The sequence below is a fragment of the Cytophagaceae bacterium genome, assembly GCA_016722655.1.
Classification (GTDB): domain Bacteria; phylum Bacteroidota; class Bacteroidia; order Cytophagales; family Spirosomataceae; genus Leadbetterella.
In genome coordinates, this window is the sequence record JADKIR010000005.1 from 952781 (window position 1) to 966768 (window position 13988).

General features: G+C 38.9%; 15 protein-coding genes and 1 pseudogene. 8 read left to right on the top strand and 8 right to left on the bottom strand.

What is annotated here, in order from left to right; genetic code table 11:
• Positions 1 to 68 precede the first annotated feature (68 nt).
• The 4 genes and pseudogenes from IPP61_20010 to IPP61_20025 all read left to right on the top strand — a co-directional run bounded on the left by IPP61_20010 (position 69) and on the right by IPP61_20025 (position 4859).
• Complete coding sequence (locus tag IPP61_20010; protein ID MBL0327412.1) at positions 69 to 371, top strand: hypothetical protein; 303 nt, start codon at positions 69 to 71, stop codon at positions 369 to 371.
• A 2-nt stretch (positions 372 to 373) separates the two neighbouring features.
• Positions 374 to 907 carry a DUF1003 domain-containing protein gene (locus IPP61_20015; GenBank protein MBL0327413.1) on the top strand — a complete coding sequence of 178 codons (534 nt, stop codon included), beginning with the start codon at positions 374 to 376 and terminating at the stop codon, positions 905 to 907.
• Between the two features lie 63 nt (positions 908 to 970).
• Positions 971 to 1546 carry an MBL fold metallo-hydrolase gene (locus tag IPP61_20020; GenBank protein ID MBL0327414.1) on the top strand — a complete coding sequence of 192 codons (576 nt, stop codon included), beginning with the start codon at positions 971 to 973 and terminating at the stop codon, positions 1544 to 1546.
• 341 nt (positions 1547 to 1887) lie between these two features.
• Positions 1888 to 4859 (top strand): annotated as a pseudogene (locus tag IPP61_20025) (DNA polymerase III subunit alpha).
• 31 nt (positions 4860 to 4890) lie between these two features.
• Here IPP61_20025 and IPP61_20030 read toward each other — a convergent pair.
• From IPP61_20030 to IPP61_20050, 5 genes are read right to left on the bottom strand one after another with little or no spacing between them, the layout of a single operon-like run.
• Positions 4891 to 5586, bottom strand: coding sequence for a DsbA family oxidoreductase (locus tag IPP61_20030; GenBank protein ID MBL0327415.1), 696 nt, complete (start codon positions 5584 to 5586; stop codon positions 4891 to 4893).
• A gap of 3 nt (positions 5587 to 5589) precedes the next feature.
• Positions 5590 to 6864 (bottom strand): hypothetical protein, encoded by a 1275-nt coding sequence (locus IPP61_20035; GenBank protein MBL0327416.1) that lies wholly within the window; start codon positions 6862 to 6864, stop codon positions 5590 to 5592.
• A gap of 24 nt (positions 6865 to 6888) precedes the next feature.
• On the bottom strand, positions 6889 to 7209 hold the full coding sequence (locus IPP61_20040; GenBank protein ID MBL0327417.1) for a Dabb family protein: 321 nt from the start codon (positions 7207 to 7209) through the stop codon (positions 6889 to 6891).
• A 3-nt stretch (positions 7210 to 7212) separates the two neighbouring features.
• On the bottom strand, positions 7213 to 8403 hold the full coding sequence (locus tag IPP61_20045) for an alpha/beta hydrolase (protein ID MBL0327418.1): 1191 nt from the start codon (positions 8401 to 8403) through the stop codon (positions 7213 to 7215).
• A 29-nt stretch (positions 8404 to 8432) separates the two neighbouring features.
• Positions 8433 to 8900 carry a MarR family transcriptional regulator gene (locus IPP61_20050; GenBank protein ID MBL0327419.1) on the bottom strand — a complete coding sequence of 156 codons (468 nt, stop codon included), beginning with the start codon at positions 8898 to 8900 and terminating at the stop codon, positions 8433 to 8435.
• Positions 8901 to 8989: 89 nt separating this feature from the next.
• Between IPP61_20050 and maf the strand changes: the two genes are divergently transcribed.
• The 4 genes from maf to IPP61_20070 are packed head-to-tail and all read left to right on the top strand — an operon-like array spanning position 8990 to position 10988.
• A complete protein-coding gene (gene maf, locus IPP61_20055) occupies positions 8990 to 9568 on the top strand; it encodes a septum formation protein Maf (GenBank protein MBL0327420.1) in 579 nt (192 codons plus the stop codon).
• A 9-nt stretch (positions 9569 to 9577) separates the two neighbouring features.
• Positions 9578 to 9823 carry a T9SS type A sorting domain-containing protein gene (locus tag IPP61_20060; GenBank protein MBL0327421.1) on the top strand — a complete coding sequence of 82 codons (246 nt, stop codon included), beginning with the start codon at positions 9578 to 9580 and terminating at the stop codon, positions 9821 to 9823.
• 15 nt (positions 9824 to 9838) lie between these two features.
• Positions 9839 to 10360 (top strand): 5'-3'-deoxyribonucleotidase, encoded by a 522-nt coding sequence (locus tag IPP61_20065; GenBank protein ID MBL0327422.1) that lies wholly within the window; start codon positions 9839 to 9841, stop codon positions 10358 to 10360.
• A 4-nt stretch (positions 10361 to 10364) separates the two neighbouring features.
• Complete coding sequence (locus tag IPP61_20070) at positions 10365 to 10988, top strand: lysoplasmalogenase (protein ID MBL0327423.1); 624 nt, start codon at positions 10365 to 10367, stop codon at positions 10986 to 10988.
• On the opposite strand, the gene IPP61_20075 is transcribed toward IPP61_20070, so the two are convergent.
• The 3 genes from IPP61_20075 to IPP61_20085 form a co-directional block, all read right to left on the bottom strand.
• Complete coding sequence (locus tag IPP61_20075; GenBank protein MBL0327424.1) at positions 10977 to 11546, bottom strand: MarC family protein; 570 nt, start codon at positions 11544 to 11546, stop codon at positions 10977 to 10979. The genes IPP61_20070 and IPP61_20075 overlap by 12 nt on opposite strands.
• 4 nt (positions 11547 to 11550) lie before the next feature.
• Positions 11551 to 12636, bottom strand: a complete 1086-nt coding sequence (locus IPP61_20080; GenBank protein MBL0327425.1) for an alanine--glyoxylate aminotransferase family protein — start codon at positions 12634 to 12636, stop codon at positions 11551 to 11553.
• A gap of 155 nt (positions 12637 to 12791) precedes the next feature.
• Positions 12792 to 13871 carry a T9SS type A sorting domain-containing protein gene (locus tag IPP61_20085; GenBank protein MBL0327426.1) on the bottom strand — a complete coding sequence of 360 codons (1080 nt, stop codon included), beginning with the start codon at positions 13869 to 13871 and terminating at the stop codon, positions 12792 to 12794.
• Between the last annotated feature and the right edge of the window lie 117 nt (positions 13872 to 13988).

Genomic DNA, 13988 nt, shown 5'->3' on the forward strand with positions numbered 1-13988 from the left:
CCTGAATGTATTTAAGGTTTAAGGAAGGCGTTATTAATTAAATATTTTTTCATTTCAGGAAATCAATCATGGCCAACAAAACTTCCCAGCATATTTTGGGAACTTCATCAAATCTTTTAGGATTTTGTCTTTTTGTACTTACCTCTCTTCACCTTACCAACAAATCCGAAAATAGCTTAATCGATGAGTTTACTTCCATTGTGGCCCTATTTTTAGCTATTTCGTCTTTCTTATCATTTGTCTCTATTAAAACCGAAAATAAAAAAATGGAATATCGGTATGAACAAATCGCCGATTATCTGTTTTTAGGTTCATTATTAGGTATTTTTGGAATAATTGTATTCATTCTTTTCAATTTTTGGAAACTATAATTATGAAAAAAAGTAACACTGACTTATTATCGGCTGAAAGCGATCAGCTAAAAAAGTTACAGGATATCGTTAAAAAATCGATTGAAGATGAGAATTTAATAATTGAAAACCTCCTGCATCCACCAAAAGAACTTTTGACACAGGGACAGAAAATCTCAGATAAGGTGGCGAGATTTGGGGGTAGCTGGTCCTTTATTATTTCGTTTTTTTTTCTTTTGATTCTTTGGATTACATATAATTCTCTAGCCCCAAGAGGTGAAAATTTTGATCCATATCCGTTTATTTTAATGAATCTGATATTGTCGTGTATTGCTGCCTTACAAGCTCCGATCATAATGATGAGCCAAAACAGGCAGGAGGAGAAAGACCGAAAAAGAGCCGAAAATGACTATTTGATAAATCTCAAAGCAGAATTGGAGATCAGGGCATTGAATCAAAAAATTGATCTGCTTCTGGAAGAACAAATAAAAGTACTTTTTGAGAGCCAGGCTAAACAACTGGAAATCCTTAGTTCGATTGAGAAAAAAATAAAATGAAACCGTTCGGTTTTTAAACTTCCGATGTTTTTTTTCATTTTAATAAATTGCAAAAATATCTGAATGAAAATATTTAATGTAGGCGAAAAATCGGTAAACAGGTATCTGCTTGTGAGCGATTCCCACCGGTTATTGATCGACACCGGATTTCCCGACACATTGAATAGTATGGGTCGTGAAATGAGAATTACCGGGTATAAAATCAGTGAGATTGACTATCTGGCAGTTACTCATTTTCATATTGACCACGCCGGAGCAATACAGGAATTAAAAAATCAGGGGGTGAAATTTATCCTCTTTGATTTTCAACAACGATTTATTGAACCCATGGAGATTTTAGCCTCAGGAAAATGGAAATATACTCCGCTCAAGCTGACAGATAATCTGGTGATAAATACGGAAGATTCAGGTTTGTTTCTGAGAAAGTTAAATATAAATGGAAAATTTATTCACACACCCGGGCACTCTCCTGATAGTGTTTCTTTGGTTTTAAGCACTGGCGAGACATTCACCGGCGACCTTCCCCCTGAATCTTTACTCATGGAGGATGACATTGAAAAGAAGTTGTCATGGGAAAAACTAAAATCAGAAGGTGTTTCTAAGGTTTTTCCCGGTCACGGAAACCCATACAATTATTAGTCAGCCTTTTTTCTTCTGCCTATTTATTCCAAAACACCATTCCAGAACTCTCATTATCAAGGAGTTTGAAGTTTTGCTAATTTTAACAGCAATGTTGTGCTAATTTTTTAACCATATTTGTAATGTTGTTTCTCTGAATTGTTTAAGAGGCGTAGCAGCAGAAAACAGGCAACAAGGTTGAGGTGGAGAGGTGATAATTAATGTGTTATTTTTTTAGTATGTTAATTGATTTCATAATAAAATTAGTATTTCATCGTGCGGTTTAATCATTCATGTGCTGAATTCTGTCTCTCATAAATAGCTCAGCCAATCGCTGTAGCCGATTGCCAAAACAAAAAAATATGTATCTCAATTGTCACTCATATTACTCGATGCGGTATGGCACCCTGAGCCCGGAGGCACTGGTAGAGCATGCCCAAAAACTGGGAGTTAAACGACTGGCATTGACCGACATCAACCTCATCTCGGGGGTGTATGACTTTGTAAAAGAATGTAAAGCAGCCGGCATTGAACCTGTAGTGGGTGTGGAGTTTCGCAATGGCGACGAACTGCGATATATATGCCTGGCACAAAATACCGAGGGTTTTGCCGAAATTAACCAGCACCTGAGCACCCACCTGCTCACCGAAACACCCTTTGCTATACAAGCACCAAATTTTAATAATGTATATGTTATCTATCCCATCGAAGTGCTTTCGACCTACAACCGACTCAAACCTCACGAATATGTGGGTGTCGGCCACTGGCAGTTTAATGCCCTCTTTCGTTTCAGATCCCAGCTGGAACCGGAAAAAGCCGTCGCCTGGCAGCCGGTTACGTTTCTGGACCGCCCAAATTACAACCTGCACCGCCTGCTGCGAGCCATCGACCACAATGCACTACTGAGTAAGCTGCCAGTCACTGCACATGCTACCGTGCATGAGCATTTTATGCCGCCGGCGGAGCTTTTAAAACTATTTGAGGCCTACCCTGAAATGATTCTGAACACCGAACGCCTCCTCGGAAATTGTGAATTTGTTTTTGACAACGAGTCACCCAAAAACAAACGTGTGTTTACCTCTTCTGCCGCTGATGACCTTGAGTTATTGCAAAAACTCGCCTATGACGGCATGCTGTACCGATATGGTAAAGGCCACAAAGAAGCTAAAAAACGTGTGGACCGGGAGCTGGGGATTATCAACGAGCTGGGTTTTGGCTCCTATTTTCTGATTACCTGGGATATTATCCGCTACGCACGCTCCCGGGGGTACTATCACGTAGGCCGTGGATCGGGAGCCAATAGCATGGTGGCTTACTGTGTGGGCATCACCGATGTGGACCCTATAGAGCTGGATCTGTATTTTGAGCGGTTTATCAACCCCCATCGCACGTCGCCCCCTGACTTTGACATTGACTTCAGCTGGGATGAGCGTGACGAGATCATTGACTATGTATTTAAACGTTATGGCCGCGACCACGTGAGCCTGATGGCTACGTACAATACTTTTAAGGGCGGTCGATTTACCGCGAACTGGGCAAAGTTTTTGGTCTGCCAAAACCTGAAATAGACGACCTGATTAATAACCCGTCAACTGTACAGCACCGCAACGAGCACACGCAGTATATTTTCAAATACGCCCCGATGATGATTAATTTTCCTGAGCACCTGAGTATTCATGCGGGCGGAATATTGATTTCGGAGGAGCCCATGTACCGGTATTCGGCTCTGCAACCTATGCCCAAAGGTTTTCCTATTTGTCAGTTTGACATGTATGTAGCCGAAGATGTGGGCTTTGCGAAATTTGACGTACTGAGCCAGCGTGGCCTGGGACATATCAAAACCTGCGTGGACATAGTGCGTGAAAATCACAAAGTCAACATCGACATCCATGCTGTACAGGATTTCAAACGTGACCCAAAAATCAGACAAAAACTGGTGGAGCACGAAACCATGGGGGCATTTTATGTCGAGAGTCCCGCGATGCGGCAACTCATATGGAAACTAAGATGCGACAATTACCTGACATTGGTGGCGGCCAGCTCTATCATCAGACCCGGCGTGTCGGCCAGCGGCATGATGCAGGAGTATATCAAACGTCATCACAACCCGGCGAGCATCAGCTATATACATCCCAAAATGGAAGAATTGCTGCAGGAAACATACGGTGTAATGGTGTACCAGGAAGATGTAATCAAGGTGGCTCACCATTTTGCGGGCCTTACGCTGGCCGAAGCCGATGTGCTGCGACGTGCCATGAGCGGAAAGTACCGCTCCAAAAAAGAATTTCAACGGATCGTTGACAAGTGGTTTGTCAATTGCCGTGAACGTGGTTATCCTGATGACATTGCCAAAGAGGTTTGGCGACAGATTGAGAGTTTTTCGGGTTATAGTTTTTCAAAAGCCCACTCGGCAAGTTTTGCAGTTGAGAGCTACCAGAGTCTTTACCTGAAAGCGTACTATCCCCGGGAATTTATGGTGGCGGTTATCAACAACTTCGGTGGTTTTTATAATACCGAAATGTATGCCCACGAGGCCAGTCGCTACGGAGCCAAACTGGAAGCTCCTGAGATCAACCAAAGCCTGTATCTGACCCGGATAGAAGAACGCACCATATGGCTTGGCTGGATTCATATACAAGGCCTGGAAAGTCGGAGCATCGACGCCATGCTCAAAAGCCGCACAGATGAAGGTGACTTCGTGAGTTTTCAGGACTTTGTGCATCGTGTACCCCTTGGTCTCGAGCAAATGAGCATTTTGATACGTGTGGGAGCGTTCAGGAGTTTTGGTTTGAGTAAAAAAGAACTGCTTTGGGAAGCCCATTTCTTCCACTACAAAGCACCAAAGGCCGTGAGTCAGGGAAATGAACTTTTTGAATGGGAAGAACAGAAATTCGAGTTACCGCCATTGGAAAGCCATTGGCTGGAAGACTGTTATGACGAAATGGAACTACTGGGATTTCCGCTGGATTCACCTTTTAAGCTCATTGCCGAAACACCCACCTCAAAACTTACCGCCTCGGAGTTGATCCATCTGGTGGGAAAACGGGTAGCTATTTATGGTTACATGGTAACTTATAAAGCTATCAGGACTAAAAATCACAAAAACATGGCTTTTGGCTATTTTATCGACCACGAAGGGGAGTTTTTTGACACCACTCACTTTCCGCAAAATATAGAAAAGTATCCCTTCAGAGGGAAAGGGGTTTACTACATTGAAGGCAAAGTGGTAGAGGAATACGGTTTCCCCAGTCTCGAAGTGCTTTTTATGCGTAAATGCGAACTAAAAACCGACCCCAGGGTATCAGGCAATGCGAGAATGAACGCTTTGAATTAAGTACCAAAACACTCCCAGTGTAAAATACAAATCAGTCACAATTTCCGGTTTCTATATCACAGGAGTCGCCGGACCCGGCTTTAATTTCTGCGGCCATTTCTGAGTTGATCTGTGTCAGCATGCCCGCAAGAACCTCAGGAGACTGAGCCCCACTTACGCCATATTTATCATTAAAAATAAAAAATGGAACGGCCGACACACCCCTTGACTGAAAATATGTAATTTTTTCTTTTACCTGCTCTTTGAGTTGGGCATCACTAAGCAAGGCATTTGTCTTTTCAACTGCCCAGCCAAACTCCTCCATGATATTGACGAGGTTTTCCTTAGAACTCAGGTCGGTGGCATCTTCAAAATATGCTTTGAAAAATCTGGCTTTTAAGGCTGTTTTAAAACCCTCTGCATCGGCCTGAAGCATCAAAACATGAAGCGGAAGTGTATTCATGGTGCGGGTCATTTTCCTGAAATCATAATTTATGCCTTCTCCCCTACCCACATTTTCCATATTTTCAAAAACACTGTAAGCTTGCTCCTCCCCACCAAATTTTGCAGCATAATATTCTTTCAAGTCACGGCCTTCAGCCGGAACGCCTGGATCTAACTGAAAAGGCTGCCAGGAAACCTCAGTATCTATTTCAGGCACTAAATCCAGTGCTTTTTGAAGGCGTTTCATGCCCACATAACACCATGGACAAGCCACGTCAGAAACTACATCTATCTTTATTTTCATTAATTAAAAATCTTCAATCACTCTCAAAGAATGTATTCCCTTTGAGGTGTTAATCATCGAACTTTGCTTTTCTACTTTTGGATTATTTCCGCCGGTAAAATTAAAAAACTGAATTCCTCCTGTAGATTTTCCAAAATTCAGGAATTGCATAAAACTCACAGCCAGATTATTTCCATTTTTATCAAAAACTACTCCTGATGGCATCACACCATCAAGCGAAACATTGATTTTGTTTTGAAGTGTCCCTTCGGGCTGCAACAAAAGCACCGAAAGAGAACCTTTGCCTGTATTTTTGGAAACAGGATATTCAAAAGATTTTTTCTGATTGGTAACCAGAATAAATTTTCCAGAAGGATGAATCACCATAGCCGAAGGGTTTTCTTCCACTTCAGCCTTGGAAATAAGGGCATGGGTACCGTTGTCTTCTAGCGAAAACCTAACAACAAAAACCTGACCTTTTTGCCCTAAAGAATTGGTACCAGGTTCATCTCGGCTATCTAAAACCAGAAAATACTTCCCGTCTTTTGTAAATTCACCCGCCTTGAGGTTGCCTTCCATTTTTATGGTATTGCCTACGAGTTCCAGTCTGATAATATTTCCCGTAGGGCCATCTCTGAGCACTTTAACAAGACCAATTTCGCGTGTTTCTTTTTTCAAAAAAACCAAAAAATCTTCGGTTGGATGCCAGACTACATCTGAAATTGTGCCATTTCCAAGTGCTACCGGCCTCTGAATTAACCTCACCGGCTTTCCGGTTTCATCCAACTCAAACACCTGCAATTCCTGATTGTAACCTTCGGCAGCAACAGCCAGATATTTATTGTCTTTGCTCAATGCCAGCGATTTGGGATTGGGTGCTACCTGAAAACGATACCCGGGCTTTACATTTCGAAGATTGGTAATATCAACCACACTTACAAAATTCCCATCGGGGGTACTTTTGAGGTTATACTCCTGGCCAGCAGCATCCTTTTTGAATGAGTTATGGCTTTCTAACACATAACAAATACGATGATCAGATTTAATGGCGATATTTTTAAACGCATCCAGTGCAGAATTGGAGACCGTTTGCTCATTTCCTTCTTCATCCAACTCAAGCGGAAAAACAAAAGAACCGATTTTATCGGTTGCCATCTTGTCTTTTTTCACAATTCCTGTTCCGAAACTGTAGGGATTAAAATCACCATCATTCAAAAACAAAAGACCCTTGGCTTCAAAATTAATATTCTGAGCCTGAACGGTAATTACCGAAAAAACGAGAAAGAATACTTTTTTCAATTATTGATAAATATTTATACAAATTTAGCGACCAAATGCATCATAAACCTGAACTCTGCTCCAAAGATGTCCATAATTCTCGATAAATTTTAGATGGTCAGGATGCGTCTGATAAATATCCTGATCTTCGGCAGATTCAAAAATAAAGGTAATGCTCCAGCAAAAAGTAGAATCAATAACCTCACGACGCGTGCCGGCGGGTGCACCTATATAGGCATCTTTTATTTCGCTGATTTGCGAAAGCTCACTTAAACCTTTCAACAACAACTGTTTGTGACCTGAATTGTCATTTTCTTTTAACCAAAAAAATACAGTATGCACAAAGCCTTCTTGTAATTTACCCATTTCTCAATTCTTATATTTTCCAAAAAAATCCATCGTACCCAATACAAATGTTGACACTGAAGAATCATGCGTACCACCGGCAACAGTGATGAGTTCAACCGACGTTGAGCCTTTTGCCTTCATTGCTGCTGCAGCAGTCGAAGAATTAAGGTAAGGCACATAAGGATCTTTGTCACCATGATACAGTCTGGTTGGAGTTTTTACTTTCCAGTCAAAAATATCATTATCCGCCATGGCTTGCGTCCATTTAGCATCCCCATTTGCCAATATAGCTTGTTTAAATGCCGGATTTAATATTTCGTCAAATGGTTTTGAAATAGAAACCAGATGTTTTTTATCACTTATTTCAGGCACATAAGCAGCAGCAAAATAATCACTTAATGGCTTATTGATCTTATACAGTCGGTCATAAGTAAGCATTACCCATAGATACGACCTGTTATTTCCGGCATCACCATTGGTCTTTTGCGTCAGGAAGTTTTTAACAGTTTGGGTTTTATTATAAGCTCCCGCCCCACAACTTGAAGCCTTCAGATTAAAAACTGATGCATATTGCTCTTCGATGAGTTTCTGTGTGGCCAAAGTGGCATATCCACCCTCAGAATATCCTGCCAACATAAGGTTTTGATTCCAGTTAAGGTCCAGTTTTTTTGCCATTTCTTTCACAGCCAAAAGAAAATCCACATTGGGTTTGGCAAGGCCGTCTTTATGTTCGTATGGATGTGGGTAAGATTTAGATTCTCCATAGCCAAGATAATCGGGCATGGCAACCAAATAACCAATAGATGAAAAAAACATACCCAGATAAGATTCTGAACTACTGTTAAAATAAGAAGGTGCTTTGTTTTCTTCGAAAATAGTACCATGCTGATACCCAAGCATAGGATAAGCAGTCGTTAAATCGGTTGGTACAATAACCGCCCCTGATGCAATAATCGCATCGCCCTCAGGAGTTTTGGTATTGTATTTCAGTCGGTAGGTTTTCATTCCTGACTGAATAAACAAAGCAATCGAAGCACTCTGGGCACCAAAAACACTGGTTATCTCACTTTGAAATTTACTTTTGCTGATTTCAGCCACCTGTTCAAATGAAACCAGATATTGATCCGCAGGCTCGGGATCGTTGTTTTTACAAGATATTATCCAAAAGAATAAAAGCAGAACCGGGATTTTGGACAGGTTTTTTATTTTCATAGCTCTTTTTAATATAATAAACCGAAAAATTACTTTTCAGTTTCATTATTACGCATTTTATCCAGGAGATTATTGAGTTGTGCATATTCTTCCTGACTCATATTGCCCATTTCTTTTTCCATGTTTCCGAGTGTCTCGGTTACTTTTGCCAAAAAAACCTTTCCTTTTTCAGAAATTATCACATCACAAGCCCGCCGATTTCCAATTTTTTGGTCGCGATTGACGTAACCTTTCAAAAACAACTTATCAACTAATCTCGATGCATTTGACATCTTATCAAGCATCCGGCTAATAATTTCGTTGATTGTAATCGGTTGTCCTTTTTGACCATTGAGAATCCTTAAAACATTGTATTGTTGCAAACTAATGCCGTGTTTTTTCAGCATTTTATTTTGTTTCAGGAGTAGCCAGTTGTTGGTAAAAATAATATTTACCAGTGCTTTTTCTTTTTCGTTTTTAAATGGCCGTGTTTGTTTTATTTCCTGTTCTAAACTCATATTTTTGCACTTTATTAAGAAAAAAATAAAATGTTTTTACATTAAATACAAATGTAAAAAAAATTATCCTGAATCAGAAAAAACCATAAATGAAATTAACAAAAAAACTTATTCTGGCATCAAATTCTCCGCGAAGAAAAGACATTATGCAAATGGCAGGATTTGATTTTGAGGTAATTGTGAAACCGACTGACGAGGCATTTTCTGATGAAATGGACCTTTATGAAGTGCCGGGATATCTGGCCAAAAAAAAGGCTGAGTGTTTCCAAAATTCCAATCCCGACGACCTTATTCTCTGTGCCGATACCGTTGTGATTTTGGATAATAAAATCCTGAATAAACCGGAAGATATACTTCAGGCAGAGGAAATGTTGAAAAATTTGAGTGGAAAAACGCACGAGGTAGCCACAGCAATATGTCTGAAAGTTGGGAATGAATATGCAATAAAAACAGATATTGTTAAGGTTACATTTAAAGAACTTTCGCAAGCAGAAATAGATTACTATCTTAAAAATCATACTCCGCTTGACAAAGCCGGAGCCTATGGCGTGCAGGAATTTATCGGAATGATCGGAATTCCGAAAATAGAAGGTTCTTTTTACACTGTAATGGGGCTACCCATTCATTTGGTTTATCAATTATTAACCCCATATTTGAGCTGGAATTAAAATATAGCTATGAAAGATTCGATAACGATATATCTGAACGAAAAAGACGACAAAGTTTATGTAAAAGTGCCACCTAACGGGCAGTGCCATTTTTCATTACAAAATCTGGCGGGAAAAATACTTCAGGAAGAGGTCCATGATAAAGAATTGCATGATTTTGACCTGACCGGTTTAGCCGACGGGATTTATTTTGTGATTGTCAATCAAAACGAAAATATCAGATCCAAGAAAATCGTAAAAGGTTACCATCCTTAAAAAAATAGTTTATAAATGAGATTTATAGTTGACATGGATGATGTTTTGGCGGATGCAAGTCAGGCCATTATTGATATTTTTAATGAAATCAACCATACCAATATCGAAAAAAGTTTTTTCGAAACCACTAATTTTTATGAGTTTGTAAATTCGGGAAAATACCAAACCTACCGGCACAGGTTATTTGAGCCGGGCTTTTTTGGAAACCTGCAGGTAATCCCTGATGCACAGGAGGTTTTGAAAGAACTTTCAGAAAAACATGAAGTATTTGTAGTATCTTCGGCAACCGAATTCCCTAATTCTCTTAAAGAAAAAATTGATTGGATGCAGCGTAACTTCCCGTTTATCAGCTGGAGAAATTTCGCACTTTGCGGTGATAAATCAATCATCAAAGGAGATATAATGATAGACGACCATGAAAAAAACCTCTCCAAATTTGATGGAAGAACCATCCTTTTTGAGGCAGCACACAATCATCATTTAACGGGTTATGAAAGAGTAAAATCATGGAAAGAAATTGCCGGAATATTTTTATAAAACAATGAGTATCAAAACTTTATTCTTCATCGTCCTTGTATTGGAAATTGGATTCAGCCTGGCAGGAAACCGCACAGGAGTATTTGTTTTCAAGCCATTGCTTATGCCTTTGCTTCTTGTGGTAGCCTATCAGTCAGGCGTTAAATCAAAAATGCTATATCCGGCATTGATTTTTTCTTTTCTGGGGGATGTCTTTTTGATGTTCAGTGGGGAAAATTATTTCATTTATGGCTTAGGCTCTTTCCTTTTGGCACATATTTTTTATATTTTTTCATTTGGAGTAAAACGTAAATACAACCTAATAACCTCCCTACTGTTTTTGATTTATTCTTCGATTTTTTTCTATTTGATTTACCCCAATCTAAATGGTGGCTTGCTAATTCCCGTGATGGTGTATTGCATCGTGTTGACCCTAATGGGCATCACTGCCTGGCATAGAGGAATGGAAGACAAACAATTACTCTTTTTTGGCCTTGGGGCAATCCTCTTTATTATTTCGGATTCATTGATTGCTTATTCCAAATTTGTGACTGAAATCCCCTTGAACTCTCTGTGGGTGATGAGCACATATGGTTTTGCACAATACCTTATTTTACAAGGATTTATAAATTCAGAATCAGATATTTGATTTAACTAACTTTATGGCAATCGCCAGCAAAATCAAGCCAAAAACTTTTTGAAGGACTTCTACTGTGCCGGGCTCAAGCTTTTTCTCCAACCAGGCGGAAGATTTCAAAACAATATAAATCAATACCAGATTGGCCAATATGCCGACAATAATATTTTCCTGCTGATACGCCGCCTTAAGTGAAAGCAATGAGGTCATAGTACCGGCACCGGCGATGATCGGAAACGCTAGCGGAACCACACTGCTCGCCTTTCCCTGATTGTGAGTATTATGTTTAAAAATCTCTCTTCCGAGTATCATTTCAAAGCCAATAATTAGCAAAATAATGGCTCCCGCCAGGGCAAAAGACTTTACATCTACACCAAATAACTGAAGGATTTTTGTACCCAAAAAAAGATACCCAAGCATCAATCCACCCGAAATCAAAGTGATTCTCTCGGCATAAATGTGCCCTACTTTTTTCCTCAAATTAAGGATTATTGGAATAGAACCCAAAATGTCAATAATTGAAAATAAAATAAGAGTAACAGACAAAATCTCTTTGAAATCTAATTTCATAATTTTAAAAATTATTTTTTAAAAAATCCATAAGCATTTGAAAATCAGCATCTGGAATCGCAGGAAAGTTAGCAATTCTGAATGTATCATCTTTCCATTTTCCATAACCTTTACCTACAATTATGCCAGATTGTTTGAGTTTGGAAAATAAATCGGCCAGGTTCCCACCATATTTCATTGCCAAAACAGTGGGCGACTGCACTTCAGGATTTAAAATCAAATTTGAAAACATAGGGTGTACATCAAAGAAATTTCGAAGTAAAATGCTCCTATCCTCAATTTTTCGAGAAACTACATTAATGTTTTCCACTTGCCCGGCAACTTTTCCCAATAGAAAAATATCAAGAATATTTGGGGTATAATGCGTCTGTTTTTTTTGGAAATTCTCAGAAATATTAAGCAAACTGTTGTAGTGATTACGCTCGCCCAATTTTGCGGCAGCTAACATTGCTTTAGGTGAAACCACCATAATTCCCAATCCGGAAGGCATACCCAGGCATTTTTGACTGGATGCAAACCAGACATCTGCCTGCGAAATATCGAAATTATACCCACCAAAAACAGAGGTAACATCAGTAATCAACAAAGCCTCAGGATGCCGTTCACTTAATTTTTTAATAGCCTCATTACCCGTAAATGTTCCATTGGAAGTTTCTCCTGCTACCCATGCTATTATTTCTGAATCCTGATCAATATTTAAATCTGAAATCGATTCTTCCGGCTGAAAGGTTATTTCAAAAAAATCAAGTTTACCTTTTTCTGATGTGCTTCTGTGTTTTACCTGAGCATTACTTTTGGCGTAATTCAGCCATTTTTTACCAAAATCACCATTGTAAAGAAAACTCATTTTGCCCTGAAATATTGACTGGGCCGTGATCTCCCAACATTCTGTGGCAGATGAGGTAAAAAACACCTTATATTCAGCCGGAATATTGAATTTTTCTTTAAAAATGGTAATGGTCTGATGCATCATTTCCATAAAATCAGCCGAGCGGTGATTTTTCTCCAAAATACCACTATCAAAAGCCTCGAGCATATATTGCCTGACTTCTGGATATACTTTAGATGGACCGGGATAAAAATTTAACATCAGATGTTTTTTTGCAAAAATAAAAAAAGGGAACCATTGGCTCCCGAAATATGAATTTTATTTAATCAATAAGTAAAATAAAAATTATGGAAAAACCTGATTTCAATATTAAAAAAACGTAAAGACAATTAAACGGATGTCTAATAATAGGAATATTAATCCTGTTTTATTATTCTTGAAGTAATAGTCTGATTGTTTTTCATTTTAAGCTGCAAAATGAGTTCCCGAGATTTAATCTTTGAAATATCAATTCCATTGGTGGTCGGTAGAATTTCACCTAAAAATTCACCGTTGATTTTATGAACCGATACCGAGCTGATATCGTCAGTTTTGATGTTTTCAAATCTCACAAAATCCTGGGTAGGATTAGGATAAAAAACTGCCAATGCTTTTCCGTCAAAATTCACACTGATCATTTTTGAGTAATCCTCAGTGCCGTCCTTATCAACCATTTTAAGCCTGTAATAATTATTTCCGGAAAAAGGTTTTTCGTCTATAAAACTGTATTCATTTTTTTCCGATTCAAATCCTGCACTTTCTATTCTTCCAATATTCTCAAAACCTTTTGCATCTTTACTTTTTTGAACTACGAAATGAGATAAATTTGTCTCGGATGCAGTGGACCAGGTGAGGGAAACATCATTCTGGAATTTTTCACCAAAAAAAGTATTTAATTTTACCGGAAATGTGCATCCTACTCCGCTACCTGTAATGACAAGCTGGTCTATTCTATACTGTGAAAGTGTTCCCGCTTGATAAAATCTTATGCTTGTGAAATTATTAGGCACTTGCAATGATCTTTTGTGATACCTCACGGTTCCGGGTCCGTTTGGTAGAGGGTTAAATTGAGGGCCAAATATCCAGGGGCCGGAAGGTCCGGTAGTAGAATATTCAACATAAAACTCAGTCCCGGTTACAGCCTCCACGTATTTATAGATCCAAAAACTTACATCTATGGTACACGCAGAGTTGGGTTTATAGCCATCAATAATAAGCTCTTTACCTTGTATTTTGTCAAAAAAAACATTTGCCCCTCCGAAAGGCGAGGGATCATTAGAACTCACCAATGCACTGCCTGAATAAGTTAATCCAACACCAACAAATTTATTAGCGGCTTCATGGTCAGCAATAGTAGATGCTACACCTGCTGGTACTGTCCCAAAGGTTTCTGTTTCAGTTTGTTGTGCGTATAGTTTTGTTATGAAAAAAAAATACAAAATAAAAACCCTCTTCATATATTCTAATCAATTAGTTTTCAAATTATTGACCATGGCAACTACAAAAAAAATGGCTTTTTCAAGCTTACCTCTATCAAATTTATAAATTAAATTTTTATTAAAAAAAATGAATGC